This window comes from Vagococcus vulneris, from assembly GCF_003950515.1.
GTDB lineage: Bacteria > Bacillota > Bacilli > Lactobacillales > Vagococcaceae > Vagococcus > Vagococcus vulneris.
This window is the reverse complement of record NZ_NGJS01000006.1, coordinates 1-19,590: the sequence shown is the minus strand read 5'-3', so window position 1 is coordinate 19,590 and position 19,590 is coordinate 1. Positions and strand designations below refer to the sequence as shown.

Below are 19,590 nucleotides of genomic sequence, written 5' to 3'. Positions count from 1 at the left end.
TTGCTCCTCCTATTTTACTGATCCGTTAGTCATACCGGAAATAATATTTTTTTGGAAAACTAAGTAAACGATTAATATGACAACAATACCGACAACGTAAGATGCAAATGATGGACCATAATCGCTAAAATATTGTCCTTGATAATTGTATTGGAACAATGGTAATGTCCATTTCGTATTGTCTTTGTTCAAAATTAATAATGGTAATAAGAAGTCATTCCAGATCCAAAGTGCATTAATAATTAAAGTTGTCGCATGCATTGGTTTCATTAATGGAAAAATTATTTTGAAATATAGTCTAAATCGACCACTACCATCTATTTCAGCTGCTTCATCAAGTTCTACAGGGATAGACGTTTTTATGTAACCCACATATAAAAATAAGGTCTGTGGTATAGAATACGCTAAATATAAAATAATTAACCCCATAATATTTGATAAGCCATATCTAGTCATCATACTTGTAATCGGAATCATAATAACTTGAAAAGGAACAAAAATTCCCAAAACTAATAAAAAGTACATTATAGAAAATGCTTTTTTCTTACTAATATTCCTTGCAATTGAGAATGCTGCCATTGGTACAACAAGCATAATAAGTACAATAGAAACCACAGTAATTAATGCTGAGTTAAAGAAATATTGACCCACACCATCTTGTAATAGCCTTGAAAAGTTATTTCCTGTAAAAGGATTTGGTAAACCAAAAAAATTACTAGTAATTTGATTAGTGTCTTTAAATGAGTTAATTATCGTCAAACATAAGGGGATCAAAATTAAGATAGTCCCTAAAATTAAAAATAAATAGGTAAACACATTAGCTTTTTTTTTCATTTTTCTCTCTCCCCCTATACTTCATACTTTTTAGATACTTTGATTTGAATGATTGAAATAACCGCTATTAAAACAAACAATACCGTTGCAATTGCATTGGCATAACCATATTGGTTATTTTTAAATGCATAATTATAAACTAATAATCCTAAAGTGGCTGTTTGGTTATTAGGACCACCACCTGTTAAAGCATAAATCAAATCAAAAGCCGTTAATCCTGATTTAAGAGCCATAATAAACACCATACTAATTGAAGACATTAAATAAGGTATCTCAATATGTCTAAATATTTGTCTTGGAACTGCACCGTCTATAGAAGCTGCTTCAATAACATCATCTGGTATACTTTGCAATCCAGCTAAGAAAATAACTACAGGCATTGCAATTCCTTGCCATAATGCTACAAAAATGACTCCCCAAAACACTGTCTTTTCATTTGTTAATAAATTTTGATTCAAAAAATTAAGACCAAACTTTTCAGCAATCTGAGGAATACCATAATTAAAGACTTGCTTAAAAATTAAGCCTAACGTCACCGTACTTAGAACTGCCGGAAAGAAATAGGTTACGCGAAAAATGCCAGTTCCTTTCATTTTTTTATTTAACATACGAGCAATAAACAGGCCAATGAGTACCTCACCAATAATTAAAACGATAGTAAATAGAAAGGTAAAACTAATCGATGTTATAAATTTTGAATCTGTTGGAATCCGTTTAAAATTGTCAAACCCGACAAAACTATAGTTCATTGTTAAACCTGTCCAATCTGTTAAGCCATAAAAGAATCCTTTTAACATTGGCAAATAGAAAAAAATAATTTGTAAACAAATTGGCACTATTAAAAATAAATACGCCCAATAGCGATTTATAAAACCTTTTTGCTTCATAATTAATACTCTCCTTTTTTATTTTTTCATAACATTAAAAAATGCATTTAAATTATTCGCTAATTCTTTAGGGTTTGGATCGTTTACGTACTCTACTGTTAAACTATGGAAGTCTTCTTCAGATTTCCAATCTTTTTGTAGCCAAATGATTTGATGTTCTGTAAAAACATACTGTGTTACACCTTCTGTTTCTGGAAACTTGCCTTTTGTATCTACATCAATAACAGAAGTTGGCGAACCATCCACATCATAATATTTTTGCATAGCTTGTTTCGTTGTCATATAATCTACAAATTTTTCTGCTGCTTCTTTTTGTTCTGATGTTTTACTGATTGATAAGGCTAAGTCTGCTGCACCTACAGTCAAATCGTCTCCTTCATTTTGTCCAGGATAAGCAAACATTTTTATATCAAATTTTGGTTTTTGATTTTTAATTGCTGGTAAAGCCCATGTTCCATTTGGAAGAATAAGTGCATTCTCTTTAGAAAAAGCTGCTATTGCATCATCATAAGTTGCCCCGTTTGCGTTTTTTTGGCCGTTTCCATGTAGTAAATCTAGTTCGTGTGTTACTTTTTTAAACGCTGCTTTATTTGTTTTAATACCGTCTTTAGGGCTTCTTACTAATGCGTCATTAGCGGCTTTAAATCCTCCAGTTACCGTTGCCCATGCCAATTGATGGTATCCATTTAGCGTCCATGCATCAGCTTGGGTCAAAGATAATGCAAAAGGATCTTTCCCTTTTTCCTTAATTGTTGATACTAGTTTTTCAAACTCTGTCCAATCCTTAGGTGGTGTTAATCCGAACTCTTTAAACTTTGTATCATTATAATAAAATCCCCAAGCGTTACTTGTTAGAGGTACTGAGTAAATTTTATCATTTATAGCATATGCTTCTGCTGCTCCAGCTTTCAAACGGTTCAAATAGTCTTTACCTGTCAAATCTTCAAATATATCTGCTTTAGCCCATTCTTGAAAGTCAGCATTTTGAGGAAATACATTAATAACGTCAGGAATATCATTACTAGCAATACGCGTTTTTAAAACTGTTCCCGCATCTGGTACGTTTGTAAATTTAACTTTAATTTTCGGATTTTCTTTTTCAAAATCTTTAATAATTGTATCTAATGGTGCTTGCATTTCTTTTTTTTGTGAAAAAAATTCAATTTCTACTTCACCATTTTTTGGTTTTTCTTTTTTTCCACAGCCAATTAAAACACTTGTTAAGCCAACTAGTACCAATCCACTAATTACTAACTTTTTCGCTTTCATTCTATTTCCTCCTATTAAAAAAATTAACTCTCTTATTGATATATTTATTATATTGTTTTTACTAAACAAAATCAACTTTGTTTACTAAAATATTTTAGTAAACAAAAAAAACAACTTATACAATAACTATTAAAAAGTTGATTTAACTAACTTTATAAATAGCTATCGTCAAGTTGTGTTTATTTGAAGATATTTTCACTTTCTCTAGTAATAAGTTCTCCAGAAATTGATACTCTAACTGGTGTCGATCGAATATTATCAATTCGTTCTTTAATCAATCGAATAGAAATTTTTCCAAGTTCTTCTGTTTCAATATGGTTTGTGGTTAATGGTGGTGTTAAAAATTCTGCAACTTCAATATTATCAAAACTAACAATTGACACTTGTTCTGGAATAAGAATACCGTGCTTTTGAAAACTGCGATACACACCAACTGCCATTGGATCGCTTCCCACAATAACGACGGTTGGACTTTTTATTTCATTAACATCTTTTAATAGCTCATCAGCTAGCCTCATGCCATCAAAAATACTCCAATCACCAATATAGCAATGACTATCCAATTGATGGGCTGTCATCCAATCTTGATAAGTGCTCTCCCGAATATCTGATTCTTCTATGATGACATCATTTTGATAGTTTTTTAACAAACGTTTGCCACCAATATAGAAAATATTGCGATACCCATGCGCATAAAAAGAATCTAAATAATTAATCATAATATTGCCTAAATCAGGATAAACCACGTCATAGTTCATATTAGGTGTTTCATCATCCACCACAACTAAATTAGGTGTAACTGATAAAAGATAGCTTAAAAATCCTTGTTGAACTTGACCGATTAAAATGACACCATCTACTTTTTCAAGACTAATTCTGGATATTTCTCCAGTTAGACGAACTATCTGACTAATTTTAATCTTTAAACGATTTGCTTCATCTATTACACCCTGTTTTATCAAGCGAAAGTACGGATCATTCAGCTCATCGTGTTCAGATACGGTTAAAATTAGCGTAATGTTTGCAACTGAGCGATTAATTTTTTTATGAACATAGTTTAGTTTAGACGCTGAATCTAATATTCTCTTTTTAGTATCTTCTTGAATTGAAAGGTTTGGATCCTCATTTAAAAAACGTGAAACAGTTGCAATCGATACGTTGGCTAATTTTGCCACATCACGGATTCCAGCCATATATATCCCTCATTTTAGTAAAAATTATCTTTCTTTTAGTTAACTCCATTTTATTATAACTTAAATATCTAGTACTTGCTAAACAAAAATAAAAAAAGGTTGATTTCCAACTAATCAACCTTTTCCTTTAGTTATTTTTTAGTACTCCCTCGTACAATTAATTCTGAGGCAATCGTAATTTTTTGAGGAACAGGTGGTGAACTTTCAACTAAATCTAGTAATGTTTTTACTGCTAATTCACCCATCCATTCAGTATATACTTTTACGGTTGTTAGGGCTGGTTGGACATATTTTGCCGTACTGATATCATTAAATCCAATAATTTGGATATCATCAGGTATTCTCAATCCATGCTCTTGAATAGCTCGCTGTGCCCCAATAGCGATTGCATCGCTGGAACAAAAGAAAGCTTGTGGTAATGGTTTCTTTTCCTTAATTAATTGGGTGAGCTTATCATAGCCACCTTCTACTGTGAAATTAGTTTGATAAATATACTTTGATTGATATAAATTATACTGCTTCATTAAGTTTTCAAAATAAGTCAATCGTCTATCTGCCAATGGAATTTTTTCCCACTTTGTCGTTTCCAAACCAGATAAAATACCAATATCTTTAATTCCCTGCTTAATAAAGTAGTCTAAAGCTAGCCAGACACTCTGTTCATAATCAACCACAATACTAGTAAATCCCTCTTTTAGCGCATCATAATCAATAAAAACAAGTGTCTCATGTTCGCTGCGTAATCTTGCCAATTCCGTGGGACTAACTTTCCCTAAAATTAAAATGCCATCTAAATCACTTTCTGACATTTCTTGTTCCGACCAGGTCAACTTTTCGATTGTATAATTTAATTGTTCGGCTGCTTTTTCAATACCTAAACGAATTGACATATAATATAAATCATCTAGTTCTTCTTTTTCATCGTACCATTGCAATAAACCAATTTTCCCAACAAATTGTTTTCGTTTAGCTAAATGTTTTGTATAGTTCAACTGTTCGGTTGCTTCAAAAATTCGTTTTTTCGTCTCTTCTGAAACTGATAAATCCTGATCATAGTTTAAGACACGCGAGACAGTTGCCGGTGACACACCGGATTTCTCAGCGATATCTTTAATTGTCGCCATAAAATCACCTTTTCTATAAACTATTCAGAAAGTTTTTAAAAGCTAATTGCCCGGTCTTATCCCGCTTAAAAACGCCCGCATCAAGTAATACCCCTTCAAACACCTTACCAATTTCATTATGAACAATGCTTTCGACATTTTGAGGTGTAATTCTTGTTACTTCCTTTTTGATTGTTTCAGCCCACTTTAGATGATAGTCAGCGATATGGTTTGTTTCACCTAATAGATAATAAATCACTTCGTTTATTTCATCTTTAAGTCGTGGCGGTAAAATAGCTAGACCCATTACTTCAATTAAACCTATGTTTTCTTTCTTAATATGATACTTATCAGGGTGTGCATGAAAAATGCCGTCTGGATAAGCCACTGATACATTATTATCTCTTAATACTAAATCTAATTCAAACTTATCTTGATTTTTTCGTGCGATAGGCGTAATTGTATGATGATTAATACCATCAGCTGTTTCTGCCACAATGTCTAATTCTGGGTATGAACAGCTTTTCCATTTTTTCAAAACATGGTCCGCTGCAGCAACTAAATCTTGCCTAGAATTACTGCTTAGACGAACAACAGACATTGGCCATTTAACAATACCAAAAGACACATTAGAAAACTCAGGTACAGCAATCTCCGTTTCAACTGGAGCTTTAGCCATTGCAAACTCATAATGTCCACCTTGAAAATGATCGTGACTCAAAATGGAGCCCCCCACAATCGGTAAATCAGCGTTTGAACCTACAAAATAATGTGGAAATTTATCGACTATTTGTAATAGATGAGTAAAGCCAACTCGGTCTATTTTCATTGGACGATGAATGGCTGATAGAAATATCGCGTGCTCAGTAAAGTAGGCATATGGTGAATACTGCATTCCCCATTCATCACCAGCTAAATCTAGTCTAATCAAACGATGATTGGTCCGAGCAGCACTTGTTAAAGTGCCTTTATACCCTTCATTTTCAAGACATAGTGCACATTTAGGATAGGCACTTTTAGGACTATTCTTTGCTAATACGATTTGTTTAGGGTCTTTTTCTGGTTTTGATAGGTTAATAGTAATATCCAGATTACCATAGTCTGATTCGTATTTAAATTCAATATTTTTAGCAATTTGTTTTGTTTTTATGTAGTTATTTAGGCGGCTTAACCCATAAAAATAGTCCGTAGCTTTAACTGGTGAGTCATGGTATAACTCATAAAACATCTGATTTACTTTAGATGGTGAAGGAGTCATTAAATCCATCAATTGACTCTCTAAAATATCTCGTTCACTTGATAAATCAGTTATCACTTGATTTGCTACACCTAGATCAACTAGTGCCTGCAATAAATCTAAATAGCTCAGCTGTTCATTTTGATTTGACTCCACTGTTGGCATTTCAGTTTCACCAACAAACGCTAACACACGGTTTTGTAAATAAATTCGATCCAACTCTGTCCAGTCGCTAGACTCAATAATAAATGAAACAAACTGATAGATTATTTGTCCTTTAGTCACTACTATTCCCCCAATTGTTCATAGCCGTTTGGGTGTGTTTCATGCCAAACCCAAGCCGTTTCCATTATTTGATCAATCACTGTGTTAACAGGGTTCCAGCCCAGCATATCTTTAATTTTATCAGACGAAGCGATTAGACGAGCTGGATCTCCAGCACGGCGTTCCCCCATAATAACAGGTATATCTTTACCTGTTATTTTTTTAGCAACTTCAACAATTTCCTTGACTGAAAAACCTTGATTACTACCTAAGTTAAACACGGTACTTTCATTACCTTTTTTTAAATACTCCAGCGCTAAAAGATGTGCCTGAGCTAAATCTACCACGTGAACGTAATCTCTGATACACGTTCCATCTGGCGTATTATAGTCATCGCCAAAAATAGTAATCGCATCGCGTTTGCCTTGAGCTGTTTGTAGGACGATTGGAATCAGATGTGTTTCTGGATGATGATCTTCTCCAATCGTATCATCCAGACTAGCACCGGCCACATTAAAGTAACGTAATGCTACATACTTAATACCATAAGCTTCATCACACCATTGCATCATTTTTTCCATCATTAATTTACTTTCACCATAAGGATTTTTAGGATTTGTTTCCAACGTTTCAGGGACCGGTACAATTTTTGGCTCGCCATATGTCGCAGCTGTTGAAGAAAAGACAATCCGTTTAATACCTAATTCAGCCATAACTTCTAAAACAATTTCAGTTCCACTAACATTATTATTAAAATATTTCAAAGGATTGATCACTGATTCATTCACGATACTACTTGCGGCAAAATGAACAATTTCAGTCACCTTTTCTTTTTCTAAGATTTCTTTCAAAAAATCATGATGACGGATATCGCCTTCATAAAATCGTGCATCTTGATGAACCGCTTGTCGATGTCCTGTTAATAAATTATCAATTACAATTGTATCCTGACCTAATTCAACACTTGCTTTAACAAAATGTGATCCAATATATCCTGCTCCACCTAAAACTGCTACTGTCATTTTCTGTCATCTCCTAGATTATTTCTTTTGCTCCATCTCCAACACTGGCAATATAAAAATCTGCTTCATAGCCAATTTTATCCGCGTAAGCTTGACCGACTTGATCAATCACACGATCCAGACTATCATCTTCAACCAATGCAATTGCACAACCACCAAATCCGGCTCCTGTCATTCTAGCGCCAATCACACCTTCTTGGTTCTGTACTAATTCAACAATGGTATCTAATTCATTTCCAGTTACTTCATAATCAGCCTTTAAAGATTGATGAGACTCATTCATTAATTGTCCAAATACGACTAAATCCCCTGCCTCTAACGCCTCTTTCGCATCAAGTGTACGCTGATTTTCAGTAACCACATGACGAACGCGTTGACGTAAAATATCGCGGGACAAACTACCTTGATATTTTTCAAAGTCAGTCACACTTAAGTCACTAAGTGTATCAATTTTAATTACCTTTTGTAATTCTCTTAGGGCTTCATTACATTCTGAACGACGTGCATTGTATTTAGAATCAGCTAATTCACGACGTTTGTTTGTGTTCATGATTAATATTTTCTCGTGGGGCAATTCAAGTGGGACGACTGAGTATTCTAATGTGTCACAATCTAATAACAGTGCATGATTTGACTGTCCCATACCAACTGCAAATTGATCCATAATACCCGAATTCACACCTATAAAATCGTTTTCAACTTTTTGTCCAAGTTTTACTAAGTTAATACGATCCGGTTTAATCTGCCACATTTTTTCAATAGCGACTGCCGTTAATAACTCAATTGAAGCGGATGACGATAGACCCGCACCATTTGGAATATTGCCATAAATCAACATATCAAAACCGGTCGCCTGTGAAGAATCTAGGTCATATAGATAACTAATCATGCCTTTAGGATAATTAGCCCAATCATCTGATTCTTTAAAAACCAAATTATCTAAACTAAACTCTTTTATTCCTTGATCCGAAAAGTTCATGGAATACAATCGAACTATCCGATCCGATCTTTTTCGTGTTAATCCATATGTTCCATATGAAATTGCACAAGGAAAAACGTGTCCCCCATTATAGTCAATGTGTTCACCGATTAAATTAATTCTACCAGGCGCAAAAAAAGTATTTTCAGATGTTTCTTCAAATACTTTTATAAATTCTTTTGTTAGATTTTCCATCATTTTAACACCCCGTTAATTATTTACTAAATTTATTGTATTATATTTAGTAAATAAATTCAATTAAATTTAGTAAAATTTTCAAATATTTACGATACTATAAAAAAAAGAATACTAAAACCCTTTGGCTTTAGCATTCTTAATCATATAATTTTAGTTAATTAATCTTTAGAAATATCACGGACAGTTTCATTTTCAATCAATGTATGCGGAATAATCACATGTTTTTTCATTGCGTTTTCTTCTTTTAACTGAATCAAGAACTCTACCACTGCTGTTTGTCCCAATAATTCAGCCTGAATATCAAGAGAGGTAATATACGGATGAATTAATGTTGTAAAAATGGAATTATTAAAGCTGATTACTGAAATATCATCTGGCACTTGATAACCGAGCAGATTCAACATTTGAATTAAACGTAAAGCAAACATATCATCAATTGCAATACAGCCTGTTGGCTTCTTTGTTTTTAAATAGTCTTCAAATAACAGGTAATCTTCGGGATGGGATAAACAAAAATAATCAAGAGATGTTTTATCTTGGAATTTCATAGCCTTGCGATAGCCATCAAACCGCTCTTGAAAGAAATTTTCAGAATCATTGTTTGTTACAAAAACAATTCGTTCATGTCCTTTTTCAATTAAATGGTTAGTTGCTGCTTGTCCCAATAATTGATTATCATTATCTACACAATTTGATTCATTATTATAACGATACGGCCGACCGATAATAGTAAAAGGAATCGCATTGTCGACTAAATAATCAAGAATAATATCTTCTTCTTGAACATATAGCATAATAAAGCCATCAACTCTTTTTTGACGATACATCAACTGAACATTCTCCAACAATTCATCATGTGTTTGCCCGGATGCAATTGAAATGGTTACGCGCTGTTTTCGCGCCTCTTCATTCATTGCTGAAATGACTTCTAAATAAAAAGGATTGCTCCGGCGTTCTTTCGAGTCCATTGTTGGTAGAATGACTCCAATAGTATTTGTAAATTTGTTCGCAAGATTCTGTGCTGAAGCATTTGGTACATATCCTAATTTATCCATAGCTTTTCTGACTTTTTCTTTAGTTTCCTGGGAAATACTTGGATGATCTTGCAATGTCCTTGACACAGTTGAAGGAGCTACTCCAACAACACGTGCTACGTCTTTGATTGTGACACTCATCTTAAGCCCTCCCCCTTAACTCATCGAATCAAACTTATTTGAAATATCAACCATTACACCAAAATGATCGCTGACAACCGGCTGATTTTTACCATTAAAAACTACCTGATACTCTGCGATATCAACTTTAGGACGTACGAACGCAAAGTCAATACGCATAGATTCACTGACATCATCCCAGCCATCAATCTTTTTATTTACCGTATCAGAGCCAATCTTTTTCTCTGCCAAATTATAACAATCAACAAAAGACTTCGTAACTAACGAATAACTTTCATTGTCTAATTGGCTGGGCGCATTAAAATCTCCCAATAAAACCTGTGTCCCCTTAAACTCACCTAAATAGGCTAACGTTTTCTGCCATTCTGCTTGAAATCCATCTATTTCATTACCTGTCCACCATGAATAGTGGCCACTCATTATTTGCAAGTCCTGATTAAATGTTGCAACAATTTGTTTACGTGTACGGTGATTACGCGGATCTTTAACAGTTGAGGCAAAAAATGAATCAGCTTGGAAAGGTCTTTTAGCCAAAATGGCGATTCCTTCATGATAAGTATCATAACCAATATGACTATATGCCCAACTCCAATAATAGCAACTGCCCAATTTTTGCAGCTCTTCCGCTAAAAGTTTAGCAAAATTATCATCTTTAACGGCTATCAACTCATGCTCAATCGGCATAAAATAAGAATCTAGATGACTATCTGCTGCATTCATATGCTGATTAATTTCTTGCAAACCGATAACATCAATCGATTGTTCATGAATGAATGCCGCTATTTGCCGCATTTTTTTCATCGGTTCCTCCTCTATCCAGCTATGTGTATTTAATGTCAACATTTTCATCTAGAATCTACCTTTCTCTAATACAATACTTTTATTACTGATGTACCGGGTTTAACTTCTCCTAATTGAAGCATTTCCAATGAATCTATCTTATCACTGTTTGTAATAACCACAACAATCGATGTACCTTTTCCTTCAGATTCAACCAAGTTCCAATTTGCCTCAGCTATCACTTCACCAGCTTTTATAGTGTCACCTTCTGCAACTTTCACATCAAATGCTTGACCAGCCATTTCTACTGTATCAAGTCCCATATGTACAAGAACATCTAATCCATCTACAGTTTTGATACCTATAGCGTGTTTTGTTGGAAATACTGATAAAACTGTACCTTCCACTGGCGAGTATACGAGATTGCTTATTGGATTAACTGCAAAACCGTCTCCCATCATTTTTTGTGAGAACACTTGATCAGCTACATCAGATAATTCAATGACATCACCTTCTGCAACAGTTAAAAAGTCCATTTCTTTAGTCGGTTGATTACTTTCTTTCATGGTATCAATTTCAATATCAACGTCGGTTTTCAAACTATCAGACTTTGGAATCAAGACTCCAGATTCTAGTAAATCTTGAATATCTGACTTAATAACGTCGGCCTTTGGACCATAAACAGCTTGAACACCATTGTCCTTTAGAATAAGACCCATCGCGCCAGCACGCTTCCAGTCTTGTTCTTGTCCCACATCACCTGTCGAGCGTACTGTCACTCTAAGACGCGTCATACAAGCATCAACGTCAACAATATTTTCGCGGCCACCTAACAAATTAACTATATCAATGACTTGCTGGCTGACACCTTCTAATGAAGACACTGGATTTTCCGGTACAGAATTAACTGATTCGCTTTCGTAATTACCATTACGTCCTGGCGTTGCAAAATTGAACTTTTTAATTAGGAAATTCGCTAAGAAATAAGTAATGACTGCATAAAAGATACAAGCTAAAACAAAATTAATCAAATCATGTCCCAAACCGGCTTTTACAGCAATCGGAACTCTCGTTAATAACTCAATATTACCAAATGAATGCACACGCAAACTGATTATATCAGCTAAAGCAAAAGCTGTCCCTTGTAAAATTGCATAAACAATATAAAGCGGTACAGCAGCAAACATAAACATGAACTCTAAAGGTTCCGTAACACCTGTTAAAAATACCGCTAAAGCAGCAGATACATACATTGATTTGTATTGCGCACGTTTATCAGCATCAACATTACGATACATTGCTAAAGTTAATCCCATTAAAATACCTGTAGCACCAATCATTTGACCAACTTTAAAACGTGCCGGTGTCCAATGATTTAAAACATAATTATATTGCGTCATGTCACCAGCGTTTTGCAGATTAACCAAATCTGTTGCCCAAGCCAGCCATAATGGATCTTGACCGTATACAACTGTTCCAGCATTAACACCTGATAAAATTTCATAAGTTCCACCCAACTGCGTATAATTGATTGGGATCGTTAACATATGGTGCAAACCAAATGGTAATAACAGACGTTCCAGCGTACCATATAAGAACGGTGCTAAAATTGGAGCTGTATCTTGCGATGAAGCAATCCATAGTCCAAAATTATTGATACTTGCTTGAATACTCGGCCAAATAACTGCCAAAATTAAAGAAACAATCACTGACCAAAGAATAACTACAAATGGCACAAATCGCTTTCCGTTGAAGAACGACAGAGCATCTGGCAGCTTACGATAGTTATAATATTTATTAAAGGCCACCGCACCGACAAAACCAGCAATAATCCCTACAAAAACTCCCATATTTAAAGCAGGCGCTTCTAACACACTTGTGAAGAAGCCTTTCACCATAATTTTTGTACCAAATAACGTGTGGGTGTAAGCTTTTTCATTTACTAACATCTCATTTGTTACACCAAAAATCGCTCCAGTTATACGATTAATTAAAATAAAAGAAATACCAGCCGCAAATGCACCACCGGCTCTTTCTTTTGCCCAACTGCCCCCAATTGCTAACGCAAATAAAATATGAAGATTGCTGATAACTCCCCATCCTATATTCTCAATAACACTTCCCGTTGTTACAAGCGGTGCTAAATTTGGATTAATTAGAGGAAGCGTCTTCCCGATACTTATCATTAATCCAGCTGCCGGCATAACTGCCACAACCACCATTAGAGCTTTACCAAACTTTTGCCAAAACTCAAAATTAAATATTTTTTTCATTTTTATCACCTTTCCATCCCTTGCAATTTCACGCAATCGGTTTCTTAACTAGATTATAATCGTATTTGTTTTCATTGTAAAGGCTTATTATTTTATTTTTGCTAATTTATACTTCTTTCTATATATGCCAAACATAAAAAATAAAATCGATTAACTTTTTTTATTTTTTTAAATTTTTCTATTGCTTTCGCAACCGTTTGCGTTTATGATAGCATTACAGATATTTACTAAAGGAGGAACCCTCATGAAACACTTAAAAAGATTATTTGATATTGACCCTTGGAAATTAACCACAACACAATTACATTCTGATGATATGCGTTTACAAGAATCATTAACAAGTACCGGAAATGGTTATATGGGTATGCGCGGTAATTTTGAAGAAGGATTTGGCGGTGATCATCACCAAGGAACATACATTGCTGGTGTCTGGTATCCTGATAAAACTCGTGTCGGCTGGTGGAAAAACGGTTACCCAGAATATTTTGGAAAAGTTATCAACGCGATTAATTTTATTGCGATGGACCTATACATCAATGATAAAAAAATCGATCTAGCAACGACATCCATTTCTGATTTTTATCAAGAGCTTGATATGAAGCACGGTATCTTATCTCGTACATTTACTGCAGATATCGATGGTCTCAAAGTGACATTCAACTTTGAGCGTTTCTTAAGTCTAGTAACAAAAGAATTAGCTGTTATCAATTTAAAAGCAACCGTTCTTGAAGGTAGCGGAACACTAAAAGTCGTATCAAAGCTTGATAACAATGTTCAAAATGAAGATAGCAACTATGATGAAATGTTTTGGGAAGAACGTAACACAGGTGTTTCTCCTGAAGGACATTCTTTCGTAACGGCTCAAACAATCCCGAATAATTTTAACATTGAACAATTTACGATTACTGCGGAAATGTCTCACTCAACAAACGTCGCTGCAACACCTGCTAAAGAAACCGGCTTCTTATCCGCAACAGAAACTTTTGTCTACGATGTTGCCGCTGGAAATGAAATTGACTTGACAAAACATGTAATAATCGTGACATCACGTGATATTGCGGAGAATGAACAGCTGCAAACTGCTGATCAGTTAATGTTAGATGCCACTGCACTTTCATTCGCAGAATTAAAAACACTGCATGCTTCCGTTTGGGAAAAACGTTGGGAGTTGGCAGATGTAATGATAGACGGCGATGATGAGGCTCAACAAGGCATCCGCTTCAATTTATTCCAACTTTTCTCTACTTATTACGGAGAAGATGAACGTTTAAATATCGGTCCAAAAGGATTTACAGGTGAAAAATACGGCGGTGCAACTTACTGGGATACTGAAGCTTACGCTGTGCCGTTATATCTAGCTTTAGCTGACCCTAAAGTCACTAGAAATTTACTGAAATATCGACATAATCAATTACCTGAAGCTCATCACAATGCTCGCCAACAAGGTCTTAAAGGGGCTCTTTATCCAATGGTTACCTTTACAGGGGTTGAGTGTCATAATGAATGGGAAATTACATTTGAGGAAATTCATCGTAACGGGGCCATTGCTTATGCTGTTTATAACTATACTAATTACACAGGTGATAGAGATTATCTAGAAAATGAAGGTTTACAAGTGCTAACTGAAATCGCTCGTTTTTGGGCTGATCGTGTTCACTACTCAAAACGAAATAAAAAATATATGATTCATGGTGTTACTGGACCAAATGAGTATGAAAACAACGTCAACAACAACTGGTATACAAATCTGATTGCTACATGGGTATTAAAATATACTCTAGAGTCTTACCGCTCATTCGATAATGTCTCATCAGTTGCTATTTCAGAAGAAGAAACTGCAAAATGGGAAGATATTATTGCGAACATGTATTATCCTACGGACGAAGAACTTGGTGTATTTGTTCAACACGATACTTTCTTAGATAAAGATTTAATGCCCGTCACAGACTTGACAGCTAAAGATGTTCCATTGAACCAAAATTGGTCTTGGGATCATATTTTACGCTCTTGCTTCATCAAACAAGCTGATGTCTTACAAGGTATTTACTTCTTTAATAACGAATTTACTATGGAAGAAAAACGTCGTAATTTTGATTTCTACGAGCCGATGACGGTTCATGAATCATCACTTTCACCATGTATTCATTCTATTTTAGCAGCTGAATTAGGTATGGAAGATAAAGCAATCGAAATGTATCAACGTACAGCCCGCTTAGATTTAGATAATTACAATAACGATACTGAAGACGGTCTGCACATCACATCAATGACAGGCAGCTGGTTAGCAATCGTGCAAGGTTTCGCACAAATGAAGACTTTCAACGAAACTTTAAGTTTTTCACCATTTTTACCAAAACAGTGGAATAAATATGCCTTCCACATTAACTATCGTGGTCGTTTATTGTATATTGTTGTCGCAGAAGATGTATCAATTACTTTATTGAGCGGAGAACCATTAGATGTTACAATTTATAATGAGGTTCATAAAGTGACTGACACAATCAATGTTGCTTTAAATAAATAAAACAAAACCAGAGACCTTTTTGTTCGTCTCTGGTTTTTATAAAAAGAAAGGAAGTTTTTTATGTTTAAAGGAGTACTATTTGATTTAGATGGCGTTATCACAGATACAGCGGAATATCATTATAAAGCTTGGAAAAAATTAGCAAATGATTTAGATATTTCAATCGACCGTACATTCAACGAATCCCTAAAAGGTGTCAGCCGCGAAGATTCATTACGTTTGATTCTTGAGCATGGCGGAATCTCTGATCAAATTTCAGATCAAAAATTTGCTGAATTAGCAAAAGAAAAAAATGATAATTATGTATTAATGATTCAAGATATTTCTGAGAAAGATGTTTTTCCTGGTATTCTTCAATTATTAAAAGACTTAAAAGCTCACAATATTAAAATCGCACTAGCCTCTGCTAGTAAAAATGGTCCAATGCTATTAGAAAAAATGAATCTTAACCAATACTTTGACGCAATTGCTGATCCAAGTGAAGTAGCTGCTGGTAAGCCAGCACCAGATATTTTTATCGCAGCAGCGGATGCAATTCACGTTCCTATTGCTGAATGCATCGGTATTGAAGACTCTCAAGCTGGAATCACATCGATTAAAGCAAGTGGAGCCTCGCCCGTTGGTGTCGGTAAAGCAAGTGATTTAGGAGATGATATCGCTCTTGTCAGTGATACTTCGCATATTACATTTTCTTATTTAGAAAAAGTTTGGGCTGGCAAATAATATGGAAACAGCCTATCATGTTGTTGAAGATCAAGAAACAGGTATCCATTATATCACTTTAGAAAACGGACCGTTGAAAGCTGTTTTTGTTGATTTTGGTGCAAGAATGCACCAATTCTTTGTGCCGGACAAAAATGGTGTTGCTGAAAACATCTTTTTGAGTCTAGATACCCCGCAAGAAATTTTAGCTGATACAGCACAATTCGGTGCAACTGTCGGACCAGTTGCCGGGCGCATCAAACAAGCTTCTTGGGGTAACCTACAATTAGAACGCAATCAAGGGGAACACCATATTCACGGTGGCAGCCAAGGATGGTGGTGTCGATTTTGGAGTTTTACTTTTGACCAAACAAATGATAGCGTTAGCGTTACTTTTCATTTAAAAGATTCACTATCTGGTTACCCTGGTCCAATCAGCGTTGATAACACGTATGAACTGACTCATTCAGGTATTACCATGACTACTCGTTGTCATGCTGCACAAACAACTATTGTTAACCCGACAAATCATGTTTACTTTAATCTTTCTGGTAATAGCAAACGAGATATTACCGAACATGTACTGACGGTACATAGTCTAAAACGATTAGAATTAACAGAGAATAAGATACCAACTGGAAAACTCTTATCTAATGTCGGTTCTCCGTATGACTTCTATAATCAGACTAGATTAGCAGATAACCTTGCCCATCTCCCATCAGGAATTGATGATGCTTACTTGTTAAACGGAGATAGTCCACAAATCAGATTAGTTGATCCCGAAAGTGGTCGCAGCTTGACCATCTCGACAAATCGACAAGCTGTCGTAATCTTCAGCACAACAGGTTTTAATGATACTTTCAAAGTGAACGGTCAGCCTATGTTCTCTCATGCGGGACTAGCTTTGGAGACACAGGAATTGCCTGATATCATTCATCATCCTGAATGGGGATCAATCGATTTACCTAAAAATCAAGAAAAAATCTTTATCACACGTTATACAGTGAGATAATCAAAAACCGACTAATTGTTTATTAGTCGGTTTTTTTTAAACGGACAAAACATATCAGTTCATTTAACTAATGTTTTTAGGTATTTATTTTCACAATATTTTCAAAAATCATGTTTTTCACATATATAAAATTTGTATAAAAATAAATATAGAATATATTTATAAAACTAAATTATTATATAACGTATTATATACCAGTTATTTCGAAACGGTTATTATTTGTGAAGTGAACAAGCAAATAAATCGTTCTGTTTTTTTTACTTTGTTATATTTATGCTAGGTCACAGCGCTTTCTAGCGTTGGGATACACATTTATTGAAAGGATGATTTTTTATGAAAGTTATCGTTGTGGGCTGTACACATGCTGGAACAGCAGCTGTTAAAGGAATATTATCAAACCAACCAGATGCAGAGGTTTTAGTTTATGAAAGAAATGATAATATCTCTTTTCTTTCTTGCGGTATTGCATTATACGTAGGTGGTGTAGTTAAAGATCCAAAAGGTTTGTTTTACTCAAATCCTGAGGAGTTAGCTTCTCTAGGTGCTACTGTAAAAATGGAGCATGATGTGACATCCATCGATACAGAAAATAAGACTGTAACTGCAAAAAATTTAGCGACTGGCGACTTTGAAACTAATTCCTATGATAAATTAGTAATGACTACCGGCTCTTGGCCAGTTATTCCACCAATCCCAGGTATTGAATCAGATAGTATTTTATTATGTAAAAACTATAATCAAGCGAATGAAATTATTCGTCAAGCTGAACACGCAAACCGAATTGTTGTTGTCGGTGGCGGTTATATTGGCATTGAACTAGTTGAAGCTTTTATTGATTCAGGCAAACAAGTAACATTGATTGATGGTGTTAATCGCATTTTAAATAAATATTTAGATAAACCGTTTACTGATATTCTTGAAAAAGAATTAGTTGACCGTGGTGCAAATTTAGCATTAGGCGAAAATGTAAAATCTTTCGAAGCCCAAGCAGATGGTTCAACAATGGTTAATACACCTTCAAATTCATTTAACGCAGACTTAGTCATCATGTGTGTCGGCTTTAAACCGTCAACTGAACTTTTAAAAGAAAAAGTTGATATGTTGCCAAATGGCGCAATTATTGTTGATGATCACATGAAAACTAGCAACCCAGATATTTTTGCCGCTGGAGACAGTACCGTTGTTCACTATAACCCAACAAACACGTCTCACTATATCCCATTAGCTACAAACGCCGTTCGTCAAGGCATGCTTGTCGGAATGAATATTAAAGAAAATAAACTAGCTTACCGTGGAACACAAGGAACTTCTGGTCTTTACCTATTTGGATGGAAAATCGGTTCAACAGGTCTAACTGCAGAGAGCGCAAAAGTTTTAGGGATTGATGCTGAATCAGTTGTCTTCGAAGATAACTATCGTCCTGAATTTATGCCGACTAACGAAAAAGTTACAATGGAACTCGTTTTCGACAAAGAGACTAGACGTATTCTAGGAGGACAATTAATCTCTAAATACGATATTACTCAATCAGCAAATACTTTATCATTAGCAATCCAAAACAAAATGACTGTCGAAGACTTAGCAATTTCTGATTTTTTCTTCCAACCTCATTTTGATCGCCCTTGGAATTACTTAAACTTATTGGCACAAGAAGCTATGAAAAAATAGAAAATAAGTAAGATGGTTATTGTCTTAATAAATTTATGAAGTTAGAAAGACAATAATACAAATGAGATACGTTTATCGTAATGTTTATTTATTTTAATTCTTTTAATGAAATGGAATATCATGATATAAGCATTATCTGAGGTAGTTTCCATATGGAGCAACCTCTTGATAATGCTTTTTTCTGCTACCAGTTAGAAGCTGTGGACAAATTATTAATCATTACGAAATGACCCATCAATGATTTTCAGAAGTTATTTTAATCTGTTCAAAAATATTTATATTTTATTATTCATCAATAGTGCTCATTGTAATTTTCCATAAGGTAAATCCGATTTTTTAAGATCGTCGATTGTAAAATTAAGCTAGACAACTAAAAAATCATTTGTGATACACTCAAATTGTATTTCCTACCAAAGAAAACAAGGAGAGTGATCACAAATGATCTATACACATCTTACTACAGAGGAACT

General features: G+C 34.6%; 15 protein-coding genes. 4 read left to right on the top strand and 11 right to left on the bottom strand.

The annotated features are described in order from the left end of the window. Positions 1–9 precede the first annotated feature (9 nt). The 11 genes from CBF37_RS05350 to CBF37_RS05300 form a co-directional block, all read right to left on the bottom strand. A complete protein-coding gene (locus CBF37_RS05350) occupies positions 10–834 on the bottom strand; it encodes a carbohydrate ABC transporter permease (RefSeq protein ID WP_125983722.1) in 825 nt (274 codons plus the stop codon). 14 nt (positions 835–848) lie between these two features. Beyond that, a complete protein-coding gene (locus tag CBF37_RS05345) occupies positions 849–1,721 on the bottom strand; it encodes a carbohydrate ABC transporter permease (RefSeq protein ID WP_125983721.1) in 873 nt (290 codons plus the stop codon). A gap of 18 nt (positions 1,722–1,739) precedes the next feature. Further along, a complete protein-coding gene (locus CBF37_RS05340) occupies positions 1,740–2,990 on the bottom strand; it encodes an extracellular solute-binding protein (protein WP_125983720.1) in 1,251 nt (416 codons plus the stop codon). A 179-nt stretch (positions 2,991–3,169) separates the two neighbouring features. Then, positions 3,170–4,183, bottom strand: coding sequence for a LacI family DNA-binding transcriptional regulator (locus tag CBF37_RS05335; protein ID WP_125983719.1), 1,014 nt, complete (start codon positions 4,181–4,183; stop codon positions 3,170–3,172). Between the two features lie 131 nt (positions 4,184–4,314). Next, positions 4,315–5,307 carry a LacI family DNA-binding transcriptional regulator gene (locus CBF37_RS05330; RefSeq protein ID WP_125983718.1) on the bottom strand — a complete coding sequence of 331 codons (993 nt, stop codon included), beginning with the start codon at positions 5,305–5,307 and terminating at the stop codon, positions 4,315–4,317. Positions 5,308–5,320: 13 nt separating this feature from the next. Continuing rightward, complete coding sequence (gene galT / locus CBF37_RS05325) at positions 5,321–6,808, bottom strand: UDP-glucose--hexose-1-phosphate uridylyltransferase (protein WP_125983717.1); 1,488 nt, start codon at positions 6,806–6,808, stop codon at positions 5,321–5,323. Positions 6,809–6,810: 2 nt separating this feature from the next. Further along, positions 6,811–7,809, bottom strand: coding sequence for a UDP-glucose 4-epimerase GalE (gene galE, locus CBF37_RS05320; protein WP_125983716.1), 999 nt, complete (start codon positions 7,807–7,809; stop codon positions 6,811–6,813). A 13-nt stretch (positions 7,810–7,822) separates the two neighbouring features. After that, complete coding sequence (locus tag CBF37_RS05315; RefSeq protein WP_125983715.1) at positions 7,823–8,986, bottom strand: galactokinase; 1,164 nt, start codon at positions 8,984–8,986, stop codon at positions 7,823–7,825. A gap of 158 nt (positions 8,987–9,144) precedes the next feature. Further along, on the bottom strand, positions 9,145–10,161 hold the full coding sequence (locus CBF37_RS05310) for a LacI family DNA-binding transcriptional regulator (protein ID WP_125983714.1): 1,017 nt from the start codon (positions 10,159–10,161) through the stop codon (positions 9,145–9,147). 15 nt (positions 10,162–10,176) lie between these two features. After that, positions 10,177–10,962, bottom strand: a complete 786-nt coding sequence (locus CBF37_RS05305) for an endonuclease/exonuclease/phosphatase family protein (RefSeq protein WP_165866645.1) — start codon at positions 10,960–10,962, stop codon at positions 10,177–10,179. Positions 10,963–11,027: 65 nt separating this feature from the next. Beyond that, positions 11,028–13,214 carry a PTS transporter subunit IIBC gene (locus CBF37_RS05300; protein WP_125983712.1) on the bottom strand — a complete coding sequence of 729 codons (2,187 nt, stop codon included), beginning with the start codon at positions 13,212–13,214 and terminating at the stop codon, positions 11,028–11,030. A 244-nt stretch (positions 13,215–13,458) separates the two neighbouring features. Here CBF37_RS05300 and CBF37_RS05295 point away from each other — a divergent pair, with 244 nt between their 5' ends. The 4 genes from CBF37_RS05295 (at position 13,459) to CBF37_RS05280 (ending at position 19,120) form a co-directional block, all read left to right on the top strand. Then, entirely contained in the window at positions 13,459–15,738 is a 2,280-nt protein-coding gene (locus tag CBF37_RS05295) for a glycoside hydrolase family 65 protein (RefSeq protein WP_125983711.1), read from the top strand. 60 nt (positions 15,739–15,798) lie between these two features. Then, positions 15,799–16,461 (top strand): beta-phosphoglucomutase, encoded by a 663-nt coding sequence (pgmB, locus tag CBF37_RS05290; protein WP_125983710.1) that lies wholly within the window; start codon positions 15,799–15,801, stop codon positions 16,459–16,461. A gap of 1 nt (position 16,462) precedes the next feature. Continuing rightward, a complete protein-coding gene (locus CBF37_RS05285) occupies positions 16,463–17,452 on the top strand; it encodes an aldose epimerase family protein (RefSeq protein ID WP_125983709.1) in 990 nt (329 codons plus the stop codon). A 333-nt stretch (positions 17,453–17,785) separates the two neighbouring features. After that, complete coding sequence (locus CBF37_RS05280) at positions 17,786–19,120, top strand: FAD-dependent oxidoreductase (RefSeq protein WP_125983708.1); 1,335 nt, start codon at positions 17,786–17,788, stop codon at positions 19,118–19,120. Positions 19,121–19,590 lie beyond the last annotated feature (470 nt).